A 26,908-nucleotide genomic window follows, 5' to 3' on the forward strand; every position below is an offset into this window, starting at 1 on the left:
CGAACGAAAAAAGGCGCGCCCCCTGGGGGACGCGCCTGTGATCGGTGTCGGCCGTGGCCGGGACGGCCTCAGCTTTCGCGGTGTTCGGCCGCGTGACGATGCTTGATCGGTTTCCAGATCCGCTTGTTCGTCAGGTAGAGAAGCACGGCCAGGACGCTTAGCATCAGCACGCCGGCAAAGCCCGCGCGCTTGCGCGCCATCATCTTGGGCTCGGCCGCCCACATCAGGAAGGCCGAGACATCCTTGGACATGGATTCGACACTGTTGTCGTGGCCGTCGGCGAACTCGACCTGCCCATCGGTCAGCGGCGGCGGCATCGCGATCCAGCCCGAATCAAAGGCGTGGTTCTCGTAAAGCACGGTGCCCGCCTGTTCCCGCGTCTCGCCGGTATAGCCGGTGAGGATCGAGTAGGTGTGCTCGGGCCCGCCGATGCCCTTGAAGAACTGGTTGATCCCAAGACCGTAGGGCCCGTGGAACCCCGCCCGCGACTTCGCCATCAGGCTGAGGTCGGGGGCGTTCGACAGCGAGCTTTCCCCGAAGTGGTCGGTCGGAATCGCGGTGCGGTAGTCGTCCAGCTCGGGGTCGAAAACCTCGTACTGGGCGGCATAGGCGCGGACCATGTCGTCGGTCCAGCCGATCCCGTGCTCGTCCGACAGGGTCCGGTAAGGCACGTAGCGCAGACCGTGACAGGCCGAACAAACCTCGGTGTAGATCTGCAGCCCGCGCTGCAGCTGGTGTTGATCGTAGACCCCGAACGGGCCTTCGAACGAGAAGTCGACATCGACCGTGTGCGATTCCTCTCCGGCGGCCGAGGCGGCGCCGGCGATCCCGCCGGCAGCGCCAAGACCGAGAAGGGCGGCGGTTGCGAACTGTTTCAGCATTGCTGGCTGTCCCCTTCTCACTCGGCCGGCTTCACGAGGGTCTGCGTGCCCCCGGTGTGCGGCGCGTAGTGCGCATTGAAATCGTCTTCGATGGTTGCCGGCGCAGCCACGGGCCGTTCCAGCACGCCCAGAAGCGGCAGGATCACCAGGAAGTAGGCGAACCAGTAGGCCGCGGCGACCAGCGAGATCGAGGCATAGGGTTCCTCGGCCGGCATCGCCCCGCACCACATCAGGAGCATGAAGTCGACGATGAGCAGCGCGAAGAACCAGCGGAACAGCGGCCGGTAGCGGCCCGAGCGGACCCGCGACGTGTCGAGCCACGGCACCAGCGCCATCACCGCGATCGCGCCGAACATCGCCAGCACGCCGAAGAACTTGGCGTCGATGATCCCGCCGGTGATCCAGCTTGCGCCCATCACCACCCAGACGTCGCCGGTGAAGGCCCGCAGGATCGCGTAGAAGGGCAGGAAGTACCACTCCGGCACGATGTGCGCCGGCGTCGCCAGGGGGTTCGCCTCGATATAGTTGTCGGGGTGGCCCAGGTAGTTCGGCATGAAGCCCACGACCGCGAAGAACACGGCCAGGATCACGACCAGCGCGAACAGGTCCTTGATCACGAAGTAGGGCCAGAACGGCAGTGTGTCGCGCTTGGCGATGTCCTTGCTGTCGCGGCGCACCTCGACCCCGGTGGGGTTGTTGTTGCCGGTGGTGTGGAAGGCCCAGATGTGCACCAGCGTCAGCCCGGCCAGGACCATCGGCATCAGGTAGTGCAGCGAGAAGAAGCGCGTCAGCGTGTAGTTGTCGACGGCGGGTCCGCCCAGCAGCCAGGTCTGCAGCGTCTCGCCCACGAAGGGGATCGCGCCGAAGAGGCCGGTGATCACGGTGGCGCCCCAGAACGACATCTGCCCCCAGGGAAGGACGTAGCCCATGAAGGCCGTGCCCATCATCAGAAGGTACATCAGGATGCCGATGATCCACGTCACCTCGCGCGGTTCCTTGTAGGAACCGTAGTAGAGGCCGCGGAAGATGTGCATGTACACGGCGACGAAGAACAGCGACGCGCCGTTGGCGTGCATGTAGCGCAGCATGAAGCCGCCGTTCACGTCACGCATGATGTGCTCGACGCTGGCGAAGGCCAGGTCGGTGTCGGGCGAATAGTGCATCACCAGCACGACGCCGGTGCCGATCTGCAGTGCCAGGCAGAAGGCCAGAACGATGCCCCAGATCCACATCCAGTTCAGGTTCTTCGGGGTGGGGATCATGATCGTGTCGTACACGAGCCCCAGGACCGGCAGGCGGCGATGCAGCCAGCGCTCGCCCCCGGTCTTCGGTTCGTAATGGTCGTGCGGAATGCCAGCCATCTCTCTCTCCTTATCCCAGCACGATCGTGGATTCGTCGGCAAAGGCGGCGACCGGAACCGGCAGGTTCTCGGGCGCGGGGCCGCGACGGATGCGGCCGGCCGAATCGTAGTGCGAGCCGTGGCAGGGGCAGAACCACCCGCCGAAATCGCCGGCCTCGCCCAGCGGCACGCAGCCAAGGTGCGTGCAGACGCCCATCATCACCAGCCACTCTTCCGAGCCCTCGGCGCCCTCTTCGACCCCTGCAGGGGGAAGGGCGCGGTTCTGGTCGGTGGCGGGGGCGGTATCGTCGATGTTCGCGTTACGCGCGATCGGGTCGGGCAGCGTCGCCACGTCGACCTCTTTCGCCTGCGCGATCTCATCCTCGGTACGGCGACGGATGAAAACCGGCTTGCCCAGCCACTTCACGGTCAGCTGCGTACCGGGTTCGATGCCGGAGATGTCGACGCGGATCGAGCTCAGCGCCTGCACGTCCTCGGACGGGTTCATCTGGTTCACCAGCGGCCAGACCGCCGCCCCTGCAACCACGGTGCCCGCCCCGGCGGTGGCGTAGTACAGGAAATCCCGGCGTGTGCCATGATGGTCTTCTGCGTGGGACACGGAGCCTCTCCAACGTTTCCGACCCGGGGCGCGCCGGGCCAATCACATGCGAAGGCGGCGGCGGAACCGCCGCAGTCGCCTGTCGCGTTGTCTATAATCCTCATCCCGGCCCGTCCAGCGGACAAAGGCGCGCATCTTCACCACAGCCGCCGGGGCACCCCGCCTTCGCGCCGACCTGTCGCAAAAGGGTAACGTTTGCGAGAGTTGAGGCAGGGCCCATAGCCCCGTCCCGGGACGCGTCCCGCCGTTTCGCGCGTCGCACGGCCCCGGGACGCGGCACAGGCCACGCCGTCCACGCCGGTCGGCGTCAAAACAAAGCGATTCTCTTGGGTATCAGCACGGGCGCCGCGCGCCCCGGTTCACCCGGGTGCGGTGGCGACCATCGCGGGCCAGTCCACCGCCCGGGCATACCACGCGGCAAGTGCCGGGCGCGCCGATCGCCAGCCATGATCCGCATGGCGAAAATCGAGGTATCCCAGCGCGGCGGCCACGGCCAGATGCCCGATGTCACGCCGGTTCGCGGCCAGATGGGCCATCCAGCGCTCCTCGATCGCATCGAGCGCGCGGTCGATCTTGTCCCACTGCCCCGCCATATAGTCCGCCGACTGCGCTTCGGGCGCGCGGTCCCTCGCCTCGTAGACCAGAAGGAGCGCCGCCTCCATGATCCCGTCGGCCATGGCCTCAAGCGTCAGCGTCTCCCAGATCCGGGCCTCGGGATAAAGCCGCCCGCCCGCACGGGCATCGAGATAGCGGCAGATCACCCGGCTGTCGTAAAGCGCCGGGCCGTCCGGGCGGACCAGCGTGGGGATCTTCCCCAGCGGGTTCGCCCCTGCGACCGGATCGGCGGGACCGATGGGCTGGGGGCGGGCCGCGATCGGGTCGACCTGATCCAATTGCCCGGTCTCGTGCAAAACCAGCATCACCTTGCGGACGAAGGGCGAGGCGGGCGCATGATAAAGCTGCATCATCAGGGGGCTCCGGCGAGTTATGGGAATGGGGACGACTGCCCGCGACCAGCGGGGTCAGGACGCGGCTGCGTCGGCCTTTTCCATCTTGTCGGCCACGCCGTCTGCCCACTCACGCCCGGGATCGCCGCCCCACAGCAGCCAGGCGATGTAGCCGGCCGAGGGATCATCGTCGTCGCCGAAATTGCCGGCCCGCTTGTCGACTTCGTGGCGGGCGAAGTAATTCACCATCCGCTCGACCGTATCGGGCGACACGGTTTTGCGGTTCTTCAGATCGCGAGCCCGGGCGACGCCCACGTCGGTGCCGCCGCGCCCGAACTTGCGGCGCAGCTCCAGCCCCTTTTCGGCCGCGTCCGCCGCCGCGGCGGGCGGCGTGAAATCGATGTCGTCGTATTTCTTCGGAACGGACATGGAATCGCGGCCTCCCTTTCTTGGACTGGCGTCGAAACGACAAGCGCGGCATGCAGGTTCCCCGGAGAGGCGCCCAGAGGCGACCGACCGGTCGCGCAGGGGGGGATACCGGCGCACCCTGAAGGTCGGGCGCCGATCAGGCCTTGCGTCCCGCCCGCCGGGACGCAACACAAGGGGCATGAGCGGACATCTTCTTTCCTTCGGCCACGGCTATTCGGCCCGGGCGCTTGCGCAGCGGCTGCGTCCCCGGGGCTGGCACATCACCGCCACCACGCGCAGCGCCGACAAGGCCGCAGATCTGGCCGCGGACGGCATCGCGGCCGTCGTCATCGACGCGGCCGCACCGACGCCCGAAGGCCGCGGCGCGCTGGAGGCCGCGCTTGCGCGGGCCTCGCACCTTCTGGTCTCGGCCGGGCCGGACGCGGGCGGCGATCCCCTGTTGCAGGTCTCGCGCGACGCGGTGGCGCGGGCGGCGCCACATCTCGACTGGGCGGGGTATCTTTCGACCACCGGGGTCTACGGCGATCACGGCGGCGGCTGGGTGGACGAGGCGACGCCGCTTGCGCCGACCACGCGGCGCGGCGAGATGCGCGTCGCGGCCGAGGCTGACTGGCAGCGCCTCGCGCAGGACAGCGGGCTGCCCCTGCACATCTTCCGCCTCGCGGGGATCTACGGGCCGGGCCGCGGCCCGTTTGCCAAGGTGCGTGCGGGCACCGCGCGGCGGATCGTCAAGCCCGGGCAGGTCTTCAGCCGCATCCATGTCGAAGATATCGCGCAGGTGCTCGACGCCTCGATCGCGCGGCCGGATCCAGGCGCGGTCTACAACCTGTGCGACGACGACCCCGCCCCGCCGCAGGACGTCATCGCCCACGCGGCCCGGCTGCTGGGCCTGCCCGTTCCGCCCGAGGTGCCCTTTGACGAGGCCGAGATGTCCGCGATGGCTCGCAGCTTCTATGCCGAGTCGAAGCGCGTGCGGAACGACAGGATCAAGCATGACCTCGGCGTCCGCCTCGCCTATCCCACCTACCGCGAAGGCCTTGCGGCGCTGCGCGACGACGAGGAGTAGCGAGGGCAGGCCGTAACGGGGGTGGCGGGCGGATGGCTCCCGCCCCCTCGACCGGCGCTCAGGCGCTCAGGCGCTGCGTTCGATCCGGTCGAGCCCCAGGGTGTCCAGCACCTTGGCCTCGATATCCTCGGCATTCAGGCCCGCGACCGTGTACATGTCGCGCGGAGAGGCCTGGTCGATAAAGATGTCGGGCAGCACCATCGACCGGAACCGCAGGCCGCTGTCGAAAACGCCTTCCTCGGCCAGAAGCTGGGCGACATGGCTGCCGAACCCGCCGATAGCCCCCTCTTCGACCGTGATCAGCACCTCGTGGCGCGCGGCCAGGTCGAGGATCAGGTCGCGGTCGAGCGGCTTGGCAAAGCGCGCATCGGCCACGGTGGGGGTGATCCCGCGGGCGGCCAGCGCCTCGGACGCCTGCTCGACCTCGGCCAGGCGCGCGCCGAAGGACAGAAGCGCGACCTTGCTACCCTCCTGCACGATGCGGCCACGCCCGATTTCAAGGGGGGTCCCCCGCTCGGGCAGCTCGACCCCGCGCCCTTCGCCGCGCGGGTAGCGAAAGGCGATGGGCCCGTCGTCATGCGCCGCGGCGGTGGCCACCATGTGCATCAGCTCGGCCTCGTCCGAGGCAGCCATCACGACGAACCCGGGCAGGTTCGCCAGAAACGCGGTATCGAAGGCCCCGGCGTGGGTTGCGCCGTCTGCCCCCACGAGGCCCGCACGGTCGATGGCAAAGCGCACCGGCAGACGCTGGATCGCCACGTCGTGCACGATCTGGTCGTAGCCGCGCTGCAGGAAGGTCGAGTAGATCGCGGCGAAGGGCTTCATTCCCCCGGCCGCCAGCCCCGCGGCGAAGGTCACGCCGTGCTGTTCGGCGATCCCCACGTCGAAGCAGCGGTCGGGGTGGCGTTCGGCAAAGAGGTTCAGCCCCGTGCCGTCGGGCATCGCGGCCGTGACGGCGACCACCCGGTCGTCGGCGGCGGCCTCGGCCAGAAGCCCCTTGGCAAAGACCTTCGTATAGGCCGGCGCGTTCGACTTGGCCTTTTTCTGCGCGCCGGTCACCACGTCGAACTTGGACACGCCGTGGCCACGGTCGGCGGCCTCTTCGGCGGGGGCGTAGCCCTTGCCCTTGCGGGTGATCGCATGGATCAGGATCGGCCCCGTCGCCCTGTCCTTGACGGTACGCAGGATCGGAAGGATCTGGTCCATGTCGTGCCCGTCGATGGGGCCGATATAGGAGAATCCCAGCTCTTCGAAGAGCGTGCCGCCGACGGTCAGGCTTTTCAGCATCTCCTTGGCGCGCCGCGCGCCCTCCTGGAAGGGGGGCGGCAGGAAGCCGACGGCGCCCTTGGCGACCGCCTTCAGCTCCTGGAACGGCGCCTCGGAATAAAGCCGCGACAGGTAGGAGGACATGGCGCCCACGGGCGGGGCGATCGACATCTCGTTATCGTTCAGGATCACGATCAGCCGCTTGCCCAGGTGGCCCGCGTTGTTCATCGCCTCATAGGCCATGCCGGCGCTGATCGCGCCGTCGCCGATCACCGCGATGGCGTCGCCCAGTGCCGCATCCTCGGGCCTGCCGCCCAGGTCGCGCGCGACGGCAAAGCCCAGCGCGGCCGAGATCGAGGTCGAGCTGTGGGCGGCGCCGAACGCGTCGTAGACGCTTTCGGTTCGCTTGGTGAAGCCCGACAGCCCGTCCTTCTGCCGCAGGGTGCGGATCCGGTCGCGGCGGCCGGTCAGGATCTTGTGCGGATAGGTCTGGTGGCTCACGTCCCAGATCAGCCGGTCGCGGGGGGTGTCGAAGACGGCGTGCAGCGCGACGGTCAGTTCGACCACGCCCAGCCCCGCGCCAAGGTGGCCGCCCGTTTCGGACACGGCCGAGATCGTTTCGGCGCGCACCTCGTCGGCCAGGCGCCGCAGGTCGCCGTCGCTCATCCGGCGCAGGTCGGCCGGGCTGTGAACGGTGTCGAGCAGCGGCGTGGTCGGTCGGGTCGTCATGGGCGGGCCTCCTTCCCCATAACCCATTATGGGGGTCGCGCCGTGTTATCCAAGGGGCACGATTGCCGCAACCTTCGCCGCATCCGACCCGCCTGTGCCGTCGCGGCCATCGGCAGGGCGCCTGACCCCCGCAATGCCGGGCGCCGGGATGTTCCACAGATCGCGGCGCCGGGCATCCCGGACAAAGCCCGCACCGGCGCCCGATGAGGGTAGAGGCGACGACTGCGCGACCGGCGCCGGGACGCGCCCGGGGGCTAGTCCTCCGCGCCGTCGGAGGGTGACACGGGCGCAGATGCCGGAGACACGCGCCGCGGCGGGTGATACCCCATTTGCCGGTCGATCCACGCGATGATCAGAGCGGCGGCGCGGGCCTGTTCGTCGCCGGTCATCTCGCGCCCCTGCGGGACGCCGTGCCATTTGGCAAGGCAGCCCCGGCAGCAGGTGGCCGTCGCATGCTGCGCGACAAAGGCGGGATGGCCGCGCATCGGCGTCTGCCGCCCGTCGTTGCGTGGCGCGGCGGGTGCGAGCCGGGAGGCCACGAAGTCCGCCGCGTGGGCCGCAATCACCCCGCGCCCCTTGGCATCGGCATAGGCGCGATCCTTGGGGTCCAGCCGGAACCGCGCGCGAAAGGCCGAACGCGCCAACCTTTCGAGCGTCCGTTCGAGGTCCGCCGCGGGGCTGCCCCCGAAAGTCACGGCCGCGCCTCTTCGACGTAAAGCCGCACCGCCTCCTGCACATGGCGGAACCGGTCGCCGCCCAGGTGCTTGCCGCCGTACCAGCGGGTGACGACGACAAGGTGGTCGGCGACCTCCTCGCGCTCCAGCATCCGCAGGATCACGGCGCCCGCGCCGCTTTCCCCGTCATCGGACTTGAGCGGCCCCTCCGCCGTCAGCAGGCCCCAGGAGTGATGCGTGGCCTTCGCGAATTTCTTGCGCCGGCAGAGCTCTTTCACGAAGTCGCGCGCCTCGGCCTCGGACCGGCAGGGCCCGCCGGACACCGCGTAGCGCGACCCGCGGTCGGATATGATGTTGGGCAGGACCAGCATGGAGTGCAGGCCTAGCGCGGCGCAGGCCGGGGGATCAAGCGGGCACGCGGCCATGTACGAGCCCTAGTCGGACGGCGGGGCCAAACGCTGGAACGTCAGCCCCCGCAGGTCGGGATAGCCCAGGTTCAGAACCTCGCGGGTCTTGACGCTCGAAATCTGCAGCAGCCACCATGCGCCGCCGTCCAAGACCGCGACGATGGGGAACTGCATCCGGCGCATGCCGCCGCGCCCCATGAGGTCGATGGGCACCTCGACCTGTGCGAAGACCAGATCGCCACGCCCCGCGCCCGAAGACCCCATCACCGGGTCAGGTTCCGCGCGCATCACATCGACACCATCGAAGAATTCTTCGAGGTTGCTCCGGTAAAGATCGCGCACCCCCTCGGGCGGACGCTCCGCGCCTTCGCTTCCGGCATCGAGGTACCCGGGCGGCAGCATGTCTGCGAGGGTGGCGGCATCCTCCTCCTGCCATGCGCGTCCATAGGCCGCCAGCCGCGCGACGAGGGCCGCGCGTTCGGCCGCGCCCAGATCCCGCGACGTGAAGACGACGCGGGCCTGCCAGTGACGATACCCCTGCCAGCCGGCACCGGCGATCCCCAGCAGCAGCGCAATGACCGCAAAGGACCGAAGAACCGGCATGCGACTGATCTTTTTCAGCGACATCATCGGCTTGCCCCCCTTGGCCCCGTGCCTCGGCGCCCGCCTAGCCGCCCGGCGCCCCGGCCGCAATCGGACCGCGCGGCAGGCAGCGGGGCCTTGCCGAGGACGATCCCCCTTGCCCACCGCCCCGGACCCCGGCAGGTTGAACGCCCATTCAACGAGGGCGGGCATGCGCGCGACACTGACCGAGCTTTACGACGGCCACAGCGACCGGGCGCACCGGTTCCGCTACGCACTGGTCGCCTTCGACCTCGTGACCATCCTCTTCGTGATCCTGGTGTCGTTCTTCGAACGGCGTCCCGTCTTCGACACCATCGGCCTGATCTTCGGGGCGGGGGTACTGGCCGACCTGGTAGCGCGCGCCTGGATCGCGCCCTCGAAATGGAAGTTCCTCGTCTCGCCCATAACGCTGGCCGACATCGTGGCCACGCTGTCGTTCCTCGCCTCGGCTCTGGTCGAGGGCCTGGGTTTCCTGCGGGTGCTGCGGACCTTGCGCCTTTTGCACACCTACCAGCTGGTCGAGCGTCTGCGCACCGACCTGCCGCTGTTCCGTCGGCACGAACAGACCATCGGGGCGACGGTCAACCTCGTGGTCTTCCTCTTCGTGATGACGGGGCTGGTCTATGCGACCGAGCACGGGCGCACCGACGACATCGGCAACTATCTCGATGCGCTCTACTTCACCGTCACGGCGCTGACCACGACGGGGTTCGGCGACATCACACTGCCCGGGACGGTCGGGCGCCTGCTGGCGGTGGTCATCATGATCTGCGGCGTGACGCTGTTCCTGCGGCTGGCGACGGTGCTGTTCCGCCCCGCGAAGGTCAAGGCGCCCTGCCCCGAATGCGGGCTGCAACTGCACGACTCGGACGCCGTGCACTGCAAGCATTGCGGCCATACCGTGCATATCGAAACCGAGGGCACGGTTTAGGGCAGACCCCGTGGCACCCGCGCACGCGCCCGCGGTTCGGCGTCCATCGCCCTAACCCGGCCGTCCGCACCGCCTAGCGGTCGCGGGCCACCACGTAAGCGGCGGCTTCGCGCAGGGCGGCGGCGTCTTCGCCGTAGGGGGCCAGCGCCAGCTGAGCTTCGGCCACCAGTTCGGCGGCGCGATGCTTGGCCGCGTCCAGCCCCAGAAGCGACACGAAGGTCGCCTTGCCCGCGGCCGCGTCCTTGCCCAGCCGCTTGCCGGCCAGTCCCGCGTCGCCTTCGACATCCAGCACATCGTCGGCGATCTGGAACGCCAGCCCCAACGCCGCGGCATAGCGTTCAAGCGGCGCGGGATCGGCCCCGGCCATCACCGCTCCGGCGCTTGCCGCCCAGCCGAAGAGGGCACCTGTCTTGCCGGTCTGCAATTCGATGATCTCGTCCAGCGTCAGCGGCACGGGCGCGGTTTCCGCCGCGATATCAAGCGCCTGACCCCGCACCATGCCCGCCGCCCCGGCCGCGCGGGCCAGCCGCCCGACCAGCGCGATCCGCGGCGCGGCCGGCAGATCCATGGCCGACAAAAGCTCGAAGGCGAGGCTTTGCAAAGCGTCCCCGGCAAGAATGGCGGTCGCCTCGTCCCACTGCACGTGCACCGTGGGGCGACCGCGGCGCAGGTCGTCGTCGTCCATGGCGGGCAGGTCGTCGTGGATCAGTGAATAGGCGTGCAGGGCCTCGATCGCGGCGGCGGCATCGACGGCGGCGTCCCCCGCCACGCCGTGCAGGCGCGCGCTTTCAAGCACGAGAAAGGCGCGCAGCCCCTTGCCGCCCGCCAGGGCCCAGCGCATGCCCTGCATCACCGGCAGGTCGCCCAGCGCCGTCAGAGCCGCGTCCAGCCGGACGTGGGCCCGGTGCGCAGCATCGGCAAGCCCGGCCTCGAACGCAGCGCTCACGGGTCGAGAGGCTCGGTGCCCCGGGGCTGGCCCGCATCGTCGAGCGTGATGCGCGCAACCTTCTCCTCGGCCTCTTTCAGCTTGGCCTCGCAGCGGGCCTTGAGCTCGGCGCCACGCTCGTAAAGCTTGATCGAATCCTCCAGCGGCACGTCGCCGGATTCAAGCCGGGCGACGACGCCCTCAAGCTCGCGCATCGCCTCTTCAAAGCTCATCTCGTCCACCGGCCGGGCGGCGGGTTTCGCGGTATCGCTGTCGGTCATGCCCCAAGCTCCATCAGACCCGTCACATGTGCCGCCACACCGGCGGCCAAGGCTTCCAGATCATACCCGCCTTCGAGTGTCGAGACCACGCGCCCGCCGCAGACCTCGTCCGCGACCTCGCCGATGGCCCGTGTCAGCCACGCAAAATCGTCGGTGTTCCAGGTCAATTGCGCCAGCGGATCGCGGGCATCCGCGTCGAAGCCCGCCGACACCAGGATAAGTTCGGGGGAAAAGTCGCGCACGGCGGGCAGGATCGTGCCCGCCCAGGCCTCGCGCATCTCGTCCCCGCCGGACCCAGGCGCCAGCGACAGGTTCATCACGTTGCCCGATCCTCCGGTCTCGGACGCCGCGCCGGTACCGGGAAACAGCGGCATCTGGTGCGACGAGCAGAACAGCGCCCGCGGCTCGTCCCACAGCAGGTCCTGCGTTCCGTTGCCATGGTGCACGTCGAAATCCAGCACCGCGACGCGGGACAGCCCGTGATGGTCCAGCGCCCGCTTTGCCGCGATGGCCACGTTGCCGAAGAAACAGAACCCCATCGCGGTTTCGCGTTCCGCATGATGACCCGGCGGGCGGCAGCCCACGAAGGCGTTCGCCACCTCGCCCGACAGCACCGCGTCCACCGCCGCGGCGCAGCCGCCAACCCCGTGACGCGCGGCGGTGAAACTGCCCGGCGACAGGAACGTATCGGGGTCGAGCTGCGTGACCCCGTGGCCGGGCGATTTCGCCTCGATCAGGTCGAGATAGGCCTCGGGGTGACAACGCAGGATCTCTTCGGCCTCGCAGGACGGCGCGCGCCGCCGGTCGAGCGCCGCAAAGGCCGGGGCCCGCAGCGTTTCGGCCAGCACATAGGCGCGGTCCATCCGTTCGGGGTGGCCCGGCGGCGTGGCGTGATCGAAGCTGGAGGGATGCGAGAAATAGGCTGTGGTCATGGACAGTCACAGTAGCGCCCCGCACGAGATCGGCAATCGCCTGCCCTGCAGTACCGCGCCTGCCACCGCCGGACGGGGCGATCCTGCCAGCTGGACCTTTCGTCCGCGGGCGGGGCCGCCGCGACCGGCAGGCCGCGTTACGACTTGTGTTCGGTTGCGGGCCCGGCGCCCTGCACCTTTTCCGCGACGACGCCGAAGATCAGGTAGAACGCGATCGCCGCGACCACGACGATCACGCAGGTCCAGAGCGTGCTGACGAAGGGCTGGAAGGCCGAGCCCAGAACGACGCCCTGGGCCGCGCCGATCCACGCGATGGCGCGCTTCGGCAGGCGCGTCAGCGCCAGAAGGACCAGCGTCACGTTCACGACCAGCACCCCGGCGATCAACAGAAGCCTGACCCCCTCGGACAGGTCCGTCTGCCAGATCGCCTGTCCCAGCCACAGGCTGGGCAGGAACCACGGCCCCACGATGATCGTCGCCGGGACAAGCGCGAGCGCCAAGAGGAAGAGACCATAAAGGCCTTCGCCATCCGCCCGGCTCGCGGCCGCCGCCTGTTCGTCAAAGGCCCCGTAGTGATGACTGCCGCGCATGCCGACCCTCCGTCGTTCCACCGCACCGATAGTATCACATGCGGGGGGCACAGGGCAGCGGGGCGGACGCAGGAGGGTGACGCCTGGGGCACGGTCGGCAAAGAGCCGCCGGAGCGCCCGCCGCACGGGGCCTGCCGATTGCCGGGATCGCGGCGGTCAGGGTTGCGGGCCGGGTTTAACGGGATCGCGATTGCAAGGTCCGGGCGCCCCGGACCTGTCCGGCCGTCTCTCCCCGAGCCCGCCGCGTCAGTCGCCCAGCAGCATGTAACCTGCGCCGCGGACGGTCTGCAGGTAGCGCGGCTCTTTCGGGTCGGCCTCGATCTTGCGGCGCAGGCGGGTGATCTGCACGTCGACCGCGCGCTCCTGAGCGCCGCCGCCCTCGCGCCCGCCGCGGCCAAGCTCTTCGACCAGCCGGGCGCGGGTGATCGCCTGCCCCGGCGCGGCCGAGAAGATCCGCATCAGCTGCGCCTCGGTAGCGGTCAGCCGCACCGGCGCGTCGCCCTGCCACAGCTCGCCCCGCGCGATGTCGTAGCGCACGCGGCCCAGTTGCAGCACCTTCGGCGCGGCCTCGGGGCGTTCGGGTTGCGGCACCCGGCGCAGGATGGCGCCGATCCGCAGCAAAAGCTCCTTGGGTTCGAAGGGCTTGGCCAGGTAGTCATCCGCCCCGGCCTCCAGCCCGGCGATCCGCGCCTCGGTCTCGCCCCGCGCGGTCAACAGCAGGATCGGCACCGCCGAGTCCGCGCGCAAAGCGCGGGTGAAGGCGATCCCGTCCTCGCCCGGCATCATCACGTCGAGCACGACCAGATCGAACTGCAACCCCGCCAGAAGCCGCCGCGCCTGCGCCGCATCGCGCGCCGCCGTGGCCAGGAAACCGTGCCGCCGCAGGAACCTGCGCAGAAGGGTGCGGATCCGTTCGTCATCGTCGACGATCAGCAGATGCGCGTCGGCTGCGACCGGATCGGCGCGACCAGCCGTGCCCTCGTCGGGGCCCGTCCCGGCTGTCCCCTCGTCGCTCGCCATCAGATCCGCTCTGCCTCCCGTGCGTAAAGGCCGTGCAGGTCGGGATCCATCATCGCCTCGAGCACGCGGCGGAACCCGGCGACCGCCTCGGGCCCCGCCGCGCGATACGCGGCGCGTACCCGGCGGCCCTGCACCTCGGACAGCGCGGCCTCCAGCGCGATGCCGCTGTCGGTCAGGTACAAATTGCGCTCGCGCTTGTCGCGCGGACCGACCCGGCTTTCGACCAGACCGTCCTCGACCAGCGCGCGCAGCACCCGGTTCAGCGATTGCTTGGTCACCCCCAGCGTCGCCAAAAGCGCGGTGACCGTCAGCCCTGGCCGCCGGTTGATGAAGTGGATCGCCCGGTGATGCGCCCGGCCATAGCCATACTCGGCCAGGATCCGGTCGGGGTCGGCGGTAAACCCGCGATAGGCGAAAAACATCGCCTCGATCCCCCGTCGCACCTGATCGTCGGTGAGAAACAGCAGCGTCTCGCCACTGGCCTGGGGCCTGTCCGTCATCCCGTCCCCTTTTCGCGGTCCGCCTAAAATTCGGTCAGATACTACGTCAGCCTTATTGACATTCCAAGACCTGACTGTTAGCCCGCCGAGGTAATTTCGCAACATTAGGTCCACTACGGACGCAATTGCGCAACTTTCGGAAATGGGCGAACGGCCCGGGGTGAAGGAGAGCGAGACGATGGCCGGCTACGACGACCGCGACGGCAAGATCTGGATGGACGGCAAACTGGTGGACTGGCGCGATGCGCAGGTCCACGTGCTGACCCACGCGCTGCACTACGCCTCTTCCGTGTTCGAGGGCGAGCGCTGCTACAACGGCAAGATCTTCCGCGGGCACGACCACTCGGAACGGCTGTTGAAGTCGGGCCGCCTGATCGACATGGAAATCCCCTATACGGCCGACGAGATCGACGTCGCCAAGGACGCGATGCTGAAGGCCAACAACTGGGACAACGCCTATGTGCGCGCCGTCGCCTTCCGTGGCGCGGGCGAGGATATGGGCGTGTCGTCGTCGAAGAACCCGGTGCGGCTGGTCGTGGCAGGCTGGGAATGGGGCAACTACTATGGCGATGCCAAGATGTCGGGCGCCAAGCTCGACATCTCGAAATGGAAGCGCCCCAGCCCCGAGACGATCCCGAGCGAGGCGAAGGCCGCCGGGCTTTACATGATCTGCACGATGTCCAAGCACGCGGCCGAGGCCAAGGGCTGTTCGGACGCGATGATGTTCGACTATCGCGGCTACGTGGCCGAGGCGACGGGCGCGAACATCTTCTTCGTCAAGGACGGCGAGGTGCACACGCCGCTGGCCGACTGCTTCCTGAACGGGCTGACCCGCCAGACGGTCATCGCGATGCTGAAGGACCGCGGCGTGACCGTTCACGAACGCCACATCATGCCCGAAGAACTGGAAGGCTTCGAACAGTGCTGGCTGACGGGCACCGCGGCCGAGGTGACGCCGGTGGGCCAGATCGGCGACTACAATTTCGAGGTCGGCGCCCTGGCTAGAGACATCTCGCAGGCCTACGAGACGATGGTCCGCAGCTAATACCGCAGGGCGGGCCCCGCCTGGGCAGGGCCAGGGCATCGCGCACCGGCCCGTGCCCCGGCCTGACCCCCGCCCGTGCGCGGCCGGCCCGCGGCCGCAAAGCCCGCCGGGCCATCCCGCCACCCCAAAAAACCCGGCCTCATGCGGCCGGGTTTTCTTTTGCTCGATCCCACAAGGGGAAAAGGTGCAGCCCCTCCCGGGGGTCAACGCCCGGCTTTCTCGGTCGCGATCAGTCGCGATGCGACAGGACGTTGACCAGCTTGCCTGCCGGGTCGGTCAGATAGAACCGGCGCACACCCCAGGGTTCGTCCGTCAGGTCGTAGACGATATCGCACCCCAGGTCCCGCGCCCGCCGATAGGTTGCCCCGGCATCCTCGACCTCGATCGACAGATCCGGGACAGCCGTCCCCGACCCGCCCTCGGACGCGATCGAAAGCTGAGTCTGCATGGTTTCGCCTGAGGCCAGCGTCGCGATCCATCCGTGATCCATGACCACGTGCAGGCCGAAAAGCCGTTCGTAGAAGGCCACGACATCCGCGATCGGTGAGGCCGCGATATTCGCGACGATACGTTTGACGGTCATACGCCCCCCATACGCTCCCCTTGGATGTTTCACGTGGCATAGCACACATGGGGGCCGGGTCAGCGGTTTTTCTCGCGGCGGGGCGCGTCCGTCGCCGGACGGCAAAGGCCACCAGGGCCGCCGCGGACGTCCCGTCACGCCCGCCGGGGGCAGCTTGCCGCACCTTGGCGGGGGATTTATGAATGCCCGATGGCAGACCAAGACCGCCGTGCCGCGCTGCGGCTTCTCAGCGCGCTCCTGCTCTTCGACATCGTACTGATCGCCATCCACGTGGCGTTCATCGCGACCGTCGGTGCGCCTCCCGATGACCTGTCGCTGAATTCCGACACCAGCGTTTCGGAATACGGCAACTTCTTCAAATGGATCGCCATTGCCGTGCTGCTCTGGCGGGCCGGGCGGGCGATGCCGCAGCAGGGCTACGCGCTGCTTTCGGGCGCCTACGCGATCCTGTTCCTCGACGATGCGGGACGGCTGCACGAACGCCTGGGCGGCGCCCTCGTCGACCGGCTGGGCGTGCCCGGCGTCGCCGGGCTTCGGGCGCAGGACCTGGGCGAACTTGCCATCTGGGCGGCGCTCGGCGTGCTGGTCCTGACGCTCTTCGCCCTTGCGTGGGGCCGGTCGCGGACGCGGGTCCGCGTGGGACAGTTCTTTGCCCTCTTCTGCGCACTGATCCTGGTGGGGATCGGGCTGGACATGGTGCATTCGCTGGTCGCCGGGGCGCAGCCGTCCAGCTGGCTCGACGCCACGCTGGCCGTGGCCGAGGACGGGGGCGAGATGCTGCTGATCTCGGCCACCTGCGCCTTGGCCTATGCCAGCTTTCGCGCGGCAAGACGCGGGCGGGTCTGAGGACAAGCCCAGGGCCCTGCCGCCCCGATCCGGGGCGCGGGGCGACAAGGCCCTCAGCCCTGCGGCGTCACCCCGCGGCGCGACCGGCCGCGTTCCAGCCCCAGCTGATGTTCGCGCCAGATGATCAGCACCCCGGCCGCGGTGACCAGCGCGGCGCCAATCAGCATCACGCCGGTCGGCACCTCGCCGAAGACGCCGTAGCCGATGGCCAGCGCCAGGAGGATCGAGGTATAGTCAAAGGGCGCCACCAGCGAGGCATCGGCGAAGCGGTAGCTGGACGTCACGCAGATCTGCCCCGTGCCCCCCAGAAGGCCCGCCCCGATCAAAAGCGCCAGCACCCCGGGGCTGGGCACGACCCAGCCGAAGGGCAGGGTCGCCAGTGACAGGACGGTGCCGGTTATCGAAAAGTAGAAGACGATCGAGGCGGTGGTTTCCGTCCGCACCATCTGCCGCACGAAGACCTGCGCCAGCGCCGCCAGCACCGCGGCCCCAAGCACCGCCAGCGCGCCCACGGCATCCGCCGCCTCGACCGCGCCGCCGCTCAGCACCGTCAGGCGGGGCGACAGCACGATCAGCACGCCCACGAGGCCCAGCGCCACGGCGCTCAGACGGAAAAGCCGCACCTCCTCGCCCAAAAACATCGCCGCGAAGACCACGACGAGCAGCGGGGTCGCATACTGGATCGCCTGCACTTCGAAGAGCGGCAGCAGACCCAGCCCGGTGAAGGTCAGCCCCATCGAGGTCGAGCCCACGAGCCCCCGCCAGACGTGCTTCATCGGGTCGGCGGTGCGCAGGCCCCGCCCAAGCTCGCCCCGCCACGCCAGCCAGACCAGGATCACCGGCACCGCAAAGGCCGAGCGGAAGAACACCGTCTCGCCCGGCGGCACGCTGGCCGAGGCGGCCTTGATCATCGCCGACATGACGACGAAGAGCGCCACGGCGCAGACCTTGAGCGCGATGCCCCGCAGGGGCTGTGCGCGATCGGGGTCGTCGTCCTCCAGCCAGCGGCGCGAAGGCTCCCCGGCGCCATCCGCGGGGTCGTCCCGGGCTCCGATCAATGCGCTTGCGTCCGGTCCCGCGCCAGAACTCGCCGCCGCGCCTCCGACCGAACCCGAAGCAGCGTCTGACCGTCCCCGGGCCGCCTGATCCGGCCGTTCACCAAGGTCCGCCCGATCCGAACCCACCCCGTCCCGGTCCACGTTGTCCCGGCCCGCCCCGTCCGGGCCCGCCTGCCCCGTCTGTGCGCGGGCCCCCGTGCCTGCGGTACCGTTGCCATGCGCCGCCCCGGCGTCACGGCCCGGCCCCGACCGCGCGACGGACCGCGCACCCGGGGCGCCTGTCGGCGCCGGATCGGACGTTGCACGGCGCGTGTCGGCCGCGGGATCGCCCGCGCCGGCCCGACCTGCGGGGGTGTCGTCGCCCGGCGTGCGGGTCATGCGCGCACCCGCGCCCGGTTCAGATCGACCGGGGCGTGGGCCAGGTCCGTGCCGGTGACGACCGCCACGCCCATCGACCGGATCATCGCGAGGGCACGGCGGCTTTCCGCATCCGGTCCCGGCCCGGGCTGGCGCAGCACCACCGCCGAAACACGGCCGCCATGGCGTCGGCAGGCCTCGAGATAGACATGCGCATCCGCCTGTCCGGTGTCGCCGATCAGCACGAAGGGCAGGCCCGGATTGGCCGCCATCACCCGGTCGATCGCCGCGCTCTTGTGTCCCATGTGCCCCGTGCCCCCGGCTTCGCCCGCGCGGAACCCGAGATCGCGCAGGAACATCGGGCCCGCCACAAGGCCGGCCCGTGAAAAAACCTTGTCCAGGAACGCATGCAGGTTCCAGGGCGAGGAGCTGACGTAGTAGACGGGATTCCGCCCATGCCGCGACAGGTGGTCGATCAGCACGACGCTGTCGGGAAAGACCTTCCGCGTCAGCGCCGAGCCGGTGAAGGTCGTCCAGAGATTGCGCAGCAGGGAATAGGCGCCGGTCTCCATCATCGTGTCGTCGATATCGGTGATCACGCCCAGCCGCGCATCCTCGGCCGGGACCAGCACCGGAAAGCCGGTGCGCGTCCCCGGACGCCCGGCGATCTCGACCGCGACCTCGTGCCAGCCCGGTCCCATCTCGCCGCGCGGCACCTCGATCCACAGGTACCCCTCGGGGTCGCTCGTTTCCTGCACGCCTTGCGAGGGCGCAACAGCCGCCACGCCTGCGACCTCGTCCGTCAGGAACAGGCCTGCCATCTGCTTGAGGTTCTGCCACCGGCTGGATTCGGGCTCCGGGTGGGTACGCCGCAACGCGGTCAGCACTCGCCCCCGCAGGATCAGCCGGTCGGGAGTGGAGAACCCGCGATAGGGTTCGAGCAGCGGATCACGTGCGCGCCGCCGTCGGGTCAGTCGTTCTGCGACCCGCTCGACCCAGAGGGCGAGCCGGTGGAAGAGCGCGCGGGCAGCCTGCACTCCTGTCGTCCCCCGTTTAGCCGCCCGACCGCCCAGGCGGCGGCGTCGGCGACCGTGTCGTCCCCGTCCCCGGTCAGCGCCTGGACGGCGGGCAAAAGGGACGGATCTTGAGAATTGCCAATGGCATAGCACACATTGCGGACAAATCTTCCCCGTCCGATCCGTTTGATCGGAGAACCCGAAAACCGTGCCCTGAATGCAGCATCGTCCAGCGCCGCAAGCTCGGCCAGCGGCGGCGCGACCAGGCTGCCGTCGCCCAAGAGCCGCAGATCCCGCGCCTCGACCGCGAACTTGTTCCACGGGCAGACCGCAAGACAATCGTCGCAGCCGTAGATCCGGTTGCCCAGCGCGGGGCGCAGGTCGGGGTCCACCGGCCCGTCGTGTTCGATCGTCAGGTACGAGATGCAGCGCCGCGCATCCAGCTGGAAGGGCGCGGGAAAGGCGTTCGTCGGGCAGATATCCAGGCAGCGCGTGCAGGATCCGCAATGTTCGTCCTCGGCCGTGTCGGGGGGCAGGTCGATGGTGGTGAAGATCGCGCCCAGGAACACCCAGTTGCCGAACTCGCGGCTGAGGAGGTTGGTGTGCTTGCCCTGCCAGCCGAGCCCCGCGGCCTGCGCCAGCGGCTTCTCCATCACCGGCGCGGTGTCGACGAAGACCTTGATCTCTTCGCCCGGGGCCTGCTCCAGAAGCCAGCGACCGACGCGCTTCAGCCGCTTCTTGACCACGTCGTGGTAATCGCGCCCTTGCGCGTAGACGCTGATCGCCGCGCGGTCGCGCAGGTCCAGCACGGCCATCGGATCGGTTTCCGGCGCATAGCTTTCGGCCAGCATGATGACCGACCGCGCCTGCGGCCAAAGCGCCGAGGGGCTGCCGCGCCAGCCTTCGCGCGCCTCCATCCAGTCCATCTGGCCATGCCGTCCCTGCGCAAGGAACGACCGCAACCGCCCCGCGGTCTGCGGTGCCGCATCGGGACGCGTCACGCCGCAGGCGACAAAGCCGTCCGACAGGGCCTGCGCGACCAGCCGCGATTTCAGATCCGCGCTCATGCCTGGCCCATGCGTCGGGAAAGGGGGGCACCCGTCAGCCGCGCCCCACTCCGGGGGGCCGCAGCACCGATCTTGCGAGGGCGGACGAGGCGCAACCGGTCGGGACGCGGGCCGCCGCGCCCCGCCGGGGCCGAGGAAGCGGCGCGGGCCGGGCGCCGCGGGGCGGGGTCAGAAATCGAGGTCGGCGTAGTGCCGAGGCGGCAGGAAGCCGGGCACCTGATCGGCGAGGATCGACCGGAAGGCCGGTCGCGACTTGATCTTGGCATACCAGTCCTTCAGCGATTCGCTGCGGTTCCAGTCCACGTCCGAGATGTAGTCGAGACAGCTCAGATGCGCGGCGGCGGCGAAATCGGCCAGCGTCATGTGGTCGCCCGCCAGCCAGCGCCGTTGATCCAGCAGCCACCCCATGTAGTCGAGGTGGAATTTCACCGCCTTGGCGCCGGCCTTCACGTTGGCCGAATCGGGATAACCCTGGCCGGTGATCTTCTTGTTCACCCGCTCGTAGAGCAGTTTCGACGTGACCTCGGAGTGGAACTTGTCGTCGAACCACGACACCAGGCGCCGCACCTCGAATCGCGCTTCGGGGCTGCCGGGCAGCAGCGGCGGATCGGGATAGATTTCTTCGAGATACTCGCAGATCGGCGTGGATTCGGCCAGCGTCATGCCACCCAGGCGCAGCACGGGCACCTTGGCGGCGGGATTGCGGCGCAGGAAATCGGGGTCCTGCTCCCAATAGCGTTCCTCGATCAGCTCGATCTCGATCTTCTTTTCGGCGAGACACAGCCGGACCTTGCGGCAGAAGGGCGAGAGCGGAACGTGGAATAGTCGGTTCATAGGGGGGTTCGATCCTTACGGTTCTGCCCCTCAATGCCCGACCACCGAAGCCGGTTCAACAGTCAAGCCCGCGCCCGTGCCGGGTCCGGCCTTTCCGAGATGCGCCCACGTGCTGCCCACGCGTCGCCATCCCCCGCCACGCACCCCGCCCCGGCGCCCCTGGGCATGTGGCGCGACGAGGCGAGCCCGTGATGTGCCCGGGGCAGCACCGGGTTAAGCCCCTTGCCGCACGTCGGGTTTCCTGTGCGTCGGGGTGTGTCGGAGCGTCGGATCCCGAGCCCCCCTGCCCAGCCATACGAGCCGCCGCGGATCATCGGCTGGGCGTGTCGGACCGGACGGCAGGCTACCGCAGGGACGGCCGCGGGTCAGGCATCCGGTGCGAAGCAGGCGGCGCGGCCGTCCGCGGCGATTGTCGCGGCCCCGTCGCGGATCTGAGCCGCGCGCCGGCGCACCCTGTCGGACGGGCGCAGCGGCGACCAGTCCTTGGGGTCGGGCAGGATCGCGGCCAGATAGGCGGCCTGCCCCGCGCTCAGGTCCGCGGCACGCACGCCGTAGTAGTGCCGCGCCGCGGCCTCGACGCCGAAGACGCCCGCGTCGAACTCGGCCACGTTGAGATAGACCTCGAGGATGCGCCGCTTGGACCAGGCCGCTTCGACCAGCGGGGTCAGCGCGGCCTCCAGCGCCTTGCGCGGCCAGCTGCGGCCCTGCCACAGGTAGACGTTCTTCACGGTCTGCTGGCTGATGGTCGAGCCGCCGCGCGACGCGCCCGCGTCCAGCGCGGCCCGGATCGCGCCGATATCGAAACCCCAGTGGGCGCAGAAATTGGCGTCCTCGGCAGCGACGACCGACCGCTGCATCACCGGGGCGATGGCGTCGATCGCCACCCATTCGTGTGACACCCCGCCCAGCCGCCGCGATTCCGCGGCCATGTAGGGCGTTGTCGGCGGATTGATGAAGTCGAAGGCGAGGATCCCCAGCGCGACAAGGCACAGCACCGCCAGCGCCCCCCGCAGCGCCCAGCGCATCAGCCAGCGCATGGGCCGGGGCCTGGCTTTCGCCGTCTTCTTGCTTCGCCTGGCCACCTGCGCGCCTGCCCCGCCCTGTGTTCGACCGTCCCCTACCCGAAGCTGCACCCTATCCGATGCGCCCGGCGGCGGGTCAAGCCGCCCGTCCCGGTTGCCGGGGACTGTGCCCCGGGCGCCCCGCGGGGGCCACGCGCCGGGCCGGGGCATACGGCCCCGGCGCGCGATGTGAAACGGCCGGCCACCCCGGGGGGGCAGCCGGCCGCGATTGCGATCAGGCGGCAGGCGCCCGCATCACTCGGCCGGGACCTGCGCCTCTTCGATACCCAGGGGGTGCGACAGGTGGGCCAGCATCTCCCGCGGGCAGACCTGCAGGAAGCTGCCGCGCGACTCCTCCCAGTGCTGCAGGATGTCGGCGGCGCGCCGGCTCTTGGTTTCGGCCAGGTGCCTCTCGATCAGGCCCTTCAGCTCGGCCTCCCAGTGCTCCTGGGTCACGGGGCAGGTCACCAGCGTCTCCATGTTCATGAGCGTCTGCGCCTTGCCCTCGGGGTCCCAGAGATAGGCCATGCCGCCGGTCATCCCGGCACCGAAGTTGGCGCCGATCTCGCCCAGGATCACCGCGATGCCGCCGGTCATGTATTCACAGCCGTTCGAGCCGCAGCCCTCGATCACCGTATGGGCGCCCGAGTTGCGCACGGCAAAGCGTTCACCCGCACGCCCGGCGGCGAAGAGGTAGCCGCCCGTCGCCCCGTAAAGCACGGTGTTGCCGATGATCGTGTTGTCCGCCGCCACCAGCGGCGAATGCATCGGCGGCCGCACCACCACCGTGGCGCCCGACAGCCCCTTGGCGACATAGTCGTTGGCATCGCCAGACACCTCGAGCTTCAGCCCCGGGGCGCCGAAGGCCCCCAGCGACTGCCCCGCACTGCCCGTCAGCTTGACATGCAGGTGGTCGGGCTGCAGCGCGTTGCGCATGCCGAACCGGCTGACGATATGGCTCGAGGTGCGGGCCCCGATGGTGCGGTAGGTGTTCCGCACCGCGTAGGACAGCTGCATCTTCTCGCCGTCATTCAGGAACCGCGCGGCGTCCTTGACGATATCGGCGTCGAGCGTGTCGAGCGTCGCCGTCCGGGCCCGGTCGCGGTCGTAGGAGATGCGGTTGGTGCCGTCGACGGTGATCAGCAGCGGGTTGAGATCGAGGTCGTCGAGATGCGCCGACCCGCGGCTGACCTGGCTGAGCAGGTCGGCCCGCCCGATCACCTCGTCGAGGCTGCGCGCCCCGATTTGGCTGAGGATCTCGCGCACCTCCTGGGCGTAGAAGGTGATGAGGTTCACCACCTTTTCGGCCGACCCGGTGAACTTCTCGCGCAGGCGTTCGTCCTGCGTGCAGACCCCCACCGGGCAGGTGTTGGACTGGCACTGACGCACCATGATGCAGCCCATCGCGATCAGCGCGGCGGTGCCGATGCCGTATTCCTCGGCCCCCATCATCGCCGCCATGACGATGTCGCGCCCGGTGCGCAGCCCGCCGTCGGTGCGCAGAGTCACCCGCTCGCGCAGGTTGTTCATCGCCAGCACCTGGTGCGCCTCGGTCAGGCCCATCTCCCACGGCAGGCCCGCGTACTTGATCGAGGTCGCAGGCGACGCCCCCGTCCCGCCGTTGTGGCCCGAGATCAGGATGACGTCGGCCTTGGCCTTGGCGACGCCCGCGGCGATCGTGCCGACACCGCTTGAGGCCACCAGCTTGACCGTCACCTTGGCGCGCGGGTTGATCTGCTTGAGGTCGTAGATCAGCTGCGCGAGGTCCTCGATCGAGTAGATGTCGTGGTGCGGCGGCGGCGAGATCAGCGTCACGCCGGGGGTCGAGTGCCGCAGCCGGGCGATCAGCTTGGTGACCTTCATGCCGGGCAGCTGCCCGCCCTCGCCGGGCTTGGCGCCCTGCGCGACCTTGATCTCAAGCTCCTCGCACTGGTTGAGGTACTCTGCCGTCACCCCGAAGCGGCCCGAGGCGACCTGCTTGATCTTCGCCGACGGGTTGTCGCCGTTGCTTTCGGGAACGAAATGCGCCGGATCCTCGCCACCCTCGCCGCTGTCGGATTTCGCGCCGATGCGGTTCATCGCGACGTTCAGCGTCTTGTGCGCCTCGGGCGACAGCGCGCCCAGCGACATGCCCGGCGTCACGAACCGCTTGCGGATCGAAGTGATGCTCTCCACCTCCTCGATCGGCACCGGCTTGCCCAGCGGCTTGATATCCAGAAGGTCGCGCAGGTGGATCGGCGCCTGCGAGCGCATCTTGGCCGAATACTGCTTCCACAGTTCAAAGGACGCGCGGTCGCAGGCGGCCTGCAGCATGTGCATGCCCTGCGCCTCCCACGCGTGGGTCTCGCCCGACCTCCGGGCCTTGTAGAACCCGCCGATGGGCAGCACGGCGACGCCGCCACCGGCCGAGCGGAAGCCGCGGTCATGCACCGCCGTCAGGCTTTTCTGGATGCCGGACACACCGATGCCCGAGATCCGGCTGTGCATGCCGGGGAAATACTCGGCCACCATCGCGCGGCTGAGGCCCACCGCCTCGAAGTTCAGACCGCCGCGATAGGAGGAGATCACCGAGATCCCCATCTTCGCCATGATCTTGAGCAGCCCCATGTCGATGGCGGTGCGATAGCGCGCCACGGCATCGGTCAGGCTGCCGTCGATCAGGCCGCGTTCGATCCGGTCGGCGATGCTGTCCTCGGCGAGGTAGGCGTTCACCGTGGTCGCGCCGCAGCCGATCAGCACGGCAAAGTAATGCGGGTCAATGCACTCCGCCGACCGCACGTTCAGCGAACAGAAGGTGCGCAGGCCCTTCTGCGTCAGCCAGCTGTGCACCGCGCTGGTCGCCAGGATCATCGGCATCGCCACCCGGTCGGGGCCCTGGTGCTGGTCGGTCAGGACAAGGTGCCCCGCGCCCGAGCGCACGGCATCCTCGGCCTCGCCCCGAATCCGCCGCAGCGCATCGCCCAGGCGGCCGCCCTCGGCATCGAAGGAGCAGTCGATCTCGACCACCGGCGAATTCAGCTGCTCGACCAGCCGGTCGAACTGCGCGTTGCCGACGAAGGGGCTGTCGAGCACCACGATCTCGGTCTGCGCGCTGCTTTCGTCCAGCACGTTCTTGAGGTTGCCGAACCGGGTCTTGAGGCTCATCACCCGGTATTCGCGCAAGCTGTCGATCGGCGGGTTGGTGACCTGGCTGAAGTTCTGGCGGAAGAAGTGCGACAGCGGGCGGTAGGTCTTAGACAGCACGGCCGAGGGCGTGTCGTCGCCCATCGAGGCGATCGCCTCCTTGCCGTCTTCGGCCATCGGCGCCAGCACTTGCTCCAGCTCTTCCAGCGAATAGCCCGCGGCGATCTGGCGGCGGCGCAGGTCGTCGCCGGAAAACAGCGGCGTCTCGGATACCTTGGCCAGATCCTCGTCCAGCTCGGTGATCTTGCCGACCCAGTCGCCGAAGGGCTGGCCCGCGGCCAGTTTATTCTTGATTTCGACGTCGTGGTAAAGCTTGCCCTCGGCCATGTCCACGGCCAGCATCTGCCCCGGACCCAGCGCGCCCTTTTCGACCACGGTGCTTTCGTCGACCGGGACCATCCCGGCCTCGGACCCGGCGATGACCATGCCGTCGTTGGTGACGACATAGCGCAGCGGGCGCAGGCCGTTGCGGTCGAGCCCGGCGCAGACCCAGCGCCCGTCGGTCATCGCCAGCGCGGCGGGCCCGTCCCAGGGCTCCATCACGCTGTTGCAGTAGGAGTACATGTCGCGCCAGGGCTTCGGCAGCTCCTCGGCCTGCTTCGACCAGCTTTCCGGCACCATCATCGTCTTGGCCATCGGCGCCGAGCGTCCGGCCCGCACCAGGACCTCGAACACCGAATCCAGCGCGGCGGAATCACTCGACCCTTGCGCGACGATCGGCTTGATATCCTCGGCCAGGTCCCCGAAGGCGCTGTGCGCCATGCGGATCTCGTGGCTTTTCATCCAGTTGATGTTGCCCTTGAGCGTGTTGATCTCGCCGTTATGGGCCAGCATGCGGAAGGGCTGCGCCAGCCACCACCGCGGGAAGGTGTTGGTGGAATAGCGCTGGTGGTAGATCGCGAAGGCGCTTTCGAACCGTTCATCCAGCAGGTCGGGATAGAACTCGGCCACGTCCTGCGCCAGCATCATGCCCTTGTAGATGATCGACCGGCAGGACAGCGAACAGATGTAAAGCTCGCCCACCTGTGCGGCAGCGGCGGCCTTCTCGATCCGGCGGCGGATCACGTAGAGTTCGCGTTCGAAGGTCTCTTCGTCGACGCCGCGGGCGTTCGAAATCAGGATCTGCTCGATCTCGGGGCGGGTGGCGTTGGCCTTTTCGCCCAGGCATTCGATCTGCACCGGCACGTGGCGCCAGCCGTAGATGTAGTAGCCCATCCGCAGCACTTCGGTTTCGACGATCGTGCGGCAGGTCTCCTGCGCGGCGAAGTCGGTGCGCGGCAGGAACACCTGGCCCACGGCGATCATCTCGTCCTCGCGCGGGGTGTGGCCGGTGCGGCCAATCTGGTCGCGGAAAAAGGGCAGCGGGATCTGCACGTGGATGCCGGCGCCGTCGCCGGTGCGCCCGTCGGCATCGACCGCGCCGCGGTGCCACACGGCCTTGAGCGCGTCGATCCCGTTCTCGACCACGCGGCGGGATTTCGACCCGTCCACCGACACGACAAGGCCGACGCCGCAGGAGGCGTGCTCGTCATCTTCGCGGTACAGCGAATTCTCGGCCATCCAGGCGCGCCGCGCTTCTTCCTGCGCAACCCATTCGGCATCGTACTTGGTCATAGGTCATCTCCCTGGCGGGGGGCGGCGGCTTGCGTCGCCCGGGCTTGCGGTCGCGCCGCCGGGGCGCGGCGCCCCTGCGACGA

The 26,908-nt window shown here is 69.1% G+C and carries 26 protein-coding genes; 4 read left to right on the forward strand and 22 right to left on the reverse strand.

What is annotated here, in order from left to right; genetic code table 11:
- Positions 1-68: 68 nt before the first annotated feature.
- From EKE94_RS12420 to EKE94_RS12440, 5 genes are all read right to left on the reverse strand, one after another.
- Positions 69-881 (reverse strand): cytochrome c1, encoded by an 813-nt coding sequence (locus EKE94_RS12420; RefSeq protein ID WP_127906960.1) that lies wholly within the window; start codon positions 879-881, stop codon positions 69-71.
- Between the two features lie 17 nt (positions 882-898).
- Positions 899-2,242 carry a cytochrome b gene (locus tag EKE94_RS12425; RefSeq protein ID WP_127906961.1) on the reverse strand — a complete coding sequence of 448 codons (1,344 nt, stop codon included), beginning with the start codon at positions 2,240-2,242 and terminating at the stop codon, positions 899-901.
- 10 nt (positions 2,243-2,252) lie between these two features.
- Positions 2,253-2,840: a ubiquinol-cytochrome c reductase iron-sulfur subunit gene (gene petA / locus EKE94_RS12430; protein WP_127906962.1), complete on the reverse strand. Its 588-nt coding sequence runs from the start codon at positions 2,838-2,840 to the stop codon at positions 2,253-2,255.
- A gap of 359 nt (positions 2,841-3,199) precedes the next feature.
- Positions 3,200-3,805, reverse strand: coding sequence for a glutathione S-transferase (locus tag EKE94_RS12435; protein WP_127907246.1), 606 nt, complete (start codon positions 3,803-3,805; stop codon positions 3,200-3,202).
- A 57-nt stretch (positions 3,806-3,862) separates the two neighbouring features.
- Entirely contained in the window at positions 3,863-4,216 is a 354-nt protein-coding gene (locus tag EKE94_RS12440) for a hypothetical protein (protein WP_127906963.1), read from the reverse strand.
- A gap of 178 nt (positions 4,217-4,394) precedes the next feature.
- Between EKE94_RS12440 and EKE94_RS12445 the strand changes: the two genes are divergently transcribed.
- Complete coding sequence (locus EKE94_RS12445; protein WP_127906964.1) at positions 4,395-5,282, forward strand: SDR family oxidoreductase; 888 nt, start codon at positions 4,395-4,397, stop codon at positions 5,280-5,282.
- A 66-nt stretch (positions 5,283-5,348) separates the two neighbouring features.
- Here EKE94_RS12445 and dxs read toward each other — a convergent pair whose 3' ends face one another.
- From dxs to EKE94_RS12465, 4 genes are all read right to left on the reverse strand, one after another.
- Positions 5,349-7,277, reverse strand: a complete 1,929-nt coding sequence (gene dxs, locus EKE94_RS12450; protein WP_127906965.1) for a 1-deoxy-D-xylulose-5-phosphate synthase — start codon at positions 7,275-7,277, stop codon at positions 5,349-5,351.
- Between the two features lie 254 nt (positions 7,278-7,531).
- Complete coding sequence (locus tag EKE94_RS12455; protein ID WP_127906966.1) at positions 7,532-7,972, reverse strand: DUF4186 domain-containing protein; 441 nt, start codon at positions 7,970-7,972, stop codon at positions 7,532-7,534.
- Complete coding sequence (locus EKE94_RS12460; RefSeq protein ID WP_127906967.1) at positions 7,969-8,322, reverse strand: YigZ family protein; 354 nt, start codon at positions 8,320-8,322, stop codon at positions 7,969-7,971. The genes EKE94_RS12455 and EKE94_RS12460 overlap by 4 nt, the downstream gene beginning before the upstream one ends.
- A 63-nt stretch (positions 8,323-8,385) precedes the next feature.
- Complete coding sequence (locus EKE94_RS12465) at positions 8,386-8,961, reverse strand: hypothetical protein (RefSeq protein WP_127906968.1); 576 nt, start codon at positions 8,959-8,961, stop codon at positions 8,386-8,388.
- A 190-nt stretch (positions 8,962-9,151) separates the two neighbouring features.
- Between EKE94_RS12465 and EKE94_RS12470 the strand changes: the two genes are divergently transcribed.
- Positions 9,152-9,913 (forward strand): ion transporter, encoded by a 762-nt coding sequence (locus EKE94_RS12470; RefSeq protein ID WP_127906969.1) that lies wholly within the window; start codon positions 9,152-9,154, stop codon positions 9,911-9,913.
- Between the two features lie 73 nt (positions 9,914-9,986).
- Here EKE94_RS12470 and EKE94_RS12475 read toward each other — a convergent pair whose 3' ends face one another.
- From EKE94_RS12475 to EKE94_RS12500, 6 genes are all read right to left on the reverse strand, one after another.
- Positions 9,987-10,859 carry a polyprenyl synthetase family protein gene (locus tag EKE94_RS12475; RefSeq protein ID WP_407940908.1) on the reverse strand — a complete coding sequence of 291 codons (873 nt, stop codon included), beginning with the start codon at positions 10,857-10,859 and terminating at the stop codon, positions 9,987-9,989.
- Positions 10,856-11,119, reverse strand: coding sequence for an exodeoxyribonuclease VII small subunit (locus tag EKE94_RS12480; protein WP_127906970.1), 264 nt, complete (start codon positions 11,117-11,119; stop codon positions 10,856-10,858). Before EKE94_RS12480 ends, EKE94_RS12475 begins: the two co-directional genes overlap by 4 nt.
- Positions 11,116-12,051 (reverse strand): histone deacetylase family protein, encoded by a 936-nt coding sequence (locus tag EKE94_RS12485; RefSeq protein WP_127906971.1) that lies wholly within the window; start codon positions 12,049-12,051, stop codon positions 11,116-11,118. The genes EKE94_RS12480 and EKE94_RS12485 overlap by 4 nt, the downstream gene beginning before the upstream one ends.
- A 137-nt stretch (positions 12,052-12,188) precedes the next feature.
- Positions 12,189-12,641, reverse strand: coding sequence for a hypothetical protein (locus EKE94_RS12490; RefSeq protein ID WP_127906972.1), 453 nt, complete (start codon positions 12,639-12,641; stop codon positions 12,189-12,191).
- 246 nt (positions 12,642-12,887) lie between these two features.
- Entirely contained in the window at positions 12,888-13,661 is a 774-nt protein-coding gene (locus tag EKE94_RS12495) for a response regulator (protein ID WP_127906973.1), read from the reverse strand.
- The gene (locus EKE94_RS12500; RefSeq protein ID WP_127906974.1) at positions 13,661-14,161 is read right to left on the reverse strand and encodes a MarR family winged helix-turn-helix transcriptional regulator; all 501 of its coding nucleotides are present in this window, start codon (positions 14,159-14,161) and stop codon (positions 13,661-13,663) included. Before EKE94_RS12500 ends, EKE94_RS12495 begins: the two co-directional genes overlap by 1 nt.
- A 178-nt stretch (positions 14,162-14,339) precedes the next feature.
- Here EKE94_RS12500 and EKE94_RS12505 point away from each other — a divergent pair, with 178 nt between their 5' ends.
- On the forward strand, positions 14,340-15,206 hold the full coding sequence (locus EKE94_RS12505) for a branched-chain amino acid aminotransferase (RefSeq protein WP_127906975.1): 867 nt from the start codon (positions 14,340-14,342) through the stop codon (positions 15,204-15,206).
- A gap of 229 nt (positions 15,207-15,435) precedes the next feature.
- On the opposite strand, the gene EKE94_RS12510 is transcribed toward EKE94_RS12505, so the two are convergent.
- Complete coding sequence (locus tag EKE94_RS12510; RefSeq protein WP_127906976.1) at positions 15,436-15,789, reverse strand: VOC family protein; 354 nt, start codon at positions 15,787-15,789, stop codon at positions 15,436-15,438.
- Between the two features lie 189 nt (positions 15,790-15,978).
- On the opposite strand from EKE94_RS12510, the gene EKE94_RS12515 reads away from it, so the two are divergent.
- Positions 15,979-16,635, forward strand: coding sequence for a hypothetical protein (locus EKE94_RS12515; protein ID WP_127906977.1), 657 nt, complete (start codon positions 15,979-15,981; stop codon positions 16,633-16,635).
- Positions 16,636-16,688: 53 nt separating this feature from the next.
- Here EKE94_RS12515 and EKE94_RS12520 read toward each other — a convergent pair whose 3' ends face one another.
- From EKE94_RS12520 to gltB, 6 genes are all read right to left on the reverse strand, one after another.
- Positions 16,689-17,636, reverse strand: a complete 948-nt coding sequence (locus EKE94_RS12520) for a DMT family transporter (protein WP_268878285.1) — start codon at positions 17,634-17,636, stop codon at positions 16,689-16,691.
- Between the two features lie 431 nt (positions 17,637-18,067).
- Entirely contained in the window at positions 18,068-19,087 is a 1,020-nt protein-coding gene (locus EKE94_RS12530) for a phosphatase domain-containing protein (protein ID WP_127906978.1), read from the reverse strand.
- Positions 19,021-20,133: a tRNA epoxyqueuosine(34) reductase QueG gene (gene queG / locus EKE94_RS12535; RefSeq protein ID WP_127906979.1), complete on the reverse strand. Its 1,113-nt coding sequence runs from the start codon at positions 20,131-20,133 to the stop codon at positions 19,021-19,023. Before queG ends, EKE94_RS12530 begins: the two co-directional genes overlap by 67 nt.
- A 168-nt stretch (positions 20,134-20,301) precedes the next feature.
- A complete protein-coding gene (fzlA, locus tag EKE94_RS12540) occupies positions 20,302-20,967 on the reverse strand; it encodes an FtsZ-binding protein FzlA (protein WP_127906980.1) in 666 nt (221 codons plus the stop codon).
- Positions 20,968-21,332: 365 nt separating this feature from the next.
- A complete protein-coding gene (mtgA, locus tag EKE94_RS12545) occupies positions 21,333-22,004 on the reverse strand; it encodes a monofunctional biosynthetic peptidoglycan transglycosylase (RefSeq protein ID WP_127906981.1) in 672 nt (223 codons plus the stop codon).
- 279 nt (positions 22,005-22,283) lie between these two features.
- Positions 22,284-26,825 carry a glutamate synthase large subunit gene (gene gltB / locus EKE94_RS12550; protein ID WP_127906982.1) on the reverse strand — a complete coding sequence of 1,514 codons (4,542 nt, stop codon included), beginning with the start codon at positions 26,823-26,825 and terminating at the stop codon, positions 22,284-22,286.
- Positions 26,826-26,908: the final 83 nt, after the last annotated feature.

Source organism: Mesobaculum littorinae, from assembly GCF_004011175.1.
In the GTDB taxonomy this organism is placed as follows: domain Bacteria; phylum Pseudomonadota; class Alphaproteobacteria; order Rhodobacterales; family Rhodobacteraceae; genus Tranquillimonas; species Tranquillimonas littorinae.

Excerpts from the sequence above, each read along its gene's own strand:
- EKE94_RS12420 (WP_127906960.1), bottom strand. The coding sequence starts at position 881 with ATGCTGAAACAGTTCGCAACCGCCGCCCTTCTCGGTCTTGGCGCTGCC.
- EKE94_RS12425 (WP_127906961.1), bottom strand. The coding sequence starts at position 2,242 with ATGGCTGGCATTCCGCACGACCATTACGAACCGAAGACCGGGGGCGAG.
- EKE94_RS12435 (WP_127907246.1), bottom strand. The coding sequence starts at position 3,805 with ATGCAGCTTTATCATGCGCCCGCCTCGCCCTTCGTCCGCAAGGTGATG.
- EKE94_RS12440 (WP_127906963.1), bottom strand. The coding sequence starts at position 4,216 with ATGTCCGTTCCGAAGAAATACGACGACATCGATTTCACGCCGCCCGCC.
- EKE94_RS12445 (WP_127906964.1), top strand. The coding sequence starts at position 4,395 with ATGAGCGGACATCTTCTTTCCTTCGGCCACGGCTATTCGGCCCGGGCG.
- dxs (WP_127906965.1), bottom strand. The coding sequence starts at position 7,277 with ATGACGACCCGACCGACCACGCCGCTGCTCGACACCGTTCACAGCCCG.
- EKE94_RS12460 (WP_127906967.1), bottom strand. The coding sequence starts at position 8,322 with ATGCTGGTCCTGCCCAACATCATATCCGACCGCGGGTCGCGCTACGCG.
- EKE94_RS12465 (WP_127906968.1), bottom strand. The coding sequence starts at position 8,961 with ATGCCGGTTCTTCGGTCCTTTGCGGTCATTGCGCTGCTGCTGGGGATC.
- EKE94_RS12470 (WP_127906969.1), top strand. The coding sequence starts at position 9,152 with ATGCGCGCGACACTGACCGAGCTTTACGACGGCCACAGCGACCGGGCG.
- EKE94_RS12480 (WP_127906970.1), bottom strand. The coding sequence starts at position 11,119 with ATGACCGACAGCGATACCGCGAAACCCGCCGCCCGGCCGGTGGACGAG.
- EKE94_RS12485 (WP_127906971.1), bottom strand. The coding sequence starts at position 12,051 with ATGACCACAGCCTATTTCTCGCATCCCTCCAGCTTCGATCACGCCACG.
- EKE94_RS12490 (WP_127906972.1), bottom strand. The coding sequence starts at position 12,641 with ATGCGCGGCAGTCATCACTACGGGGCCTTTGACGAACAGGCGGCGGCC.
- EKE94_RS12495 (WP_127906973.1), bottom strand. The coding sequence starts at position 13,661 with ATGGCGAGCGACGAGGGGACAGCCGGGACGGGCCCCGACGAGGGCACG.
- EKE94_RS12500 (WP_127906974.1), bottom strand. The coding sequence starts at position 14,161 with ATGACGGACAGGCCCCAGGCCAGTGGCGAGACGCTGCTGTTTCTCACC.
- EKE94_RS12505 (WP_127906975.1), top strand. The coding sequence starts at position 14,340 with ATGGCCGGCTACGACGACCGCGACGGCAAGATCTGGATGGACGGCAAA.
- EKE94_RS12510 (WP_127906976.1), bottom strand. The coding sequence starts at position 15,789 with ATGACCGTCAAACGTATCGTCGCGAATATCGCGGCCTCACCGATCGCG.
- EKE94_RS12515 (WP_127906977.1), top strand. The coding sequence starts at position 15,979 with ATGGCAGACCAAGACCGCCGTGCCGCGCTGCGGCTTCTCAGCGCGCTC.
- queG (WP_127906979.1), bottom strand. The coding sequence starts at position 20,133 with ATGAGCGCGGATCTGAAATCGCGGCTGGTCGCGCAGGCCCTGTCGGAC.
- fzlA (WP_127906980.1), bottom strand. The coding sequence starts at position 20,967 with ATGAACCGACTATTCCACGTTCCGCTCTCGCCCTTCTGCCGCAAGGTC.
- mtgA (WP_127906981.1), bottom strand. The coding sequence starts at position 22,004 with ATGCGCTGGCTGATGCGCTGGGCGCTGCGGGGGGCGCTGGCGGTGCTG.
- gltB (WP_127906982.1), bottom strand. The coding sequence starts at position 26,825 with ATGACCAAGTACGATGCCGAATGGGTTGCGCAGGAAGAAGCGCGGCGC.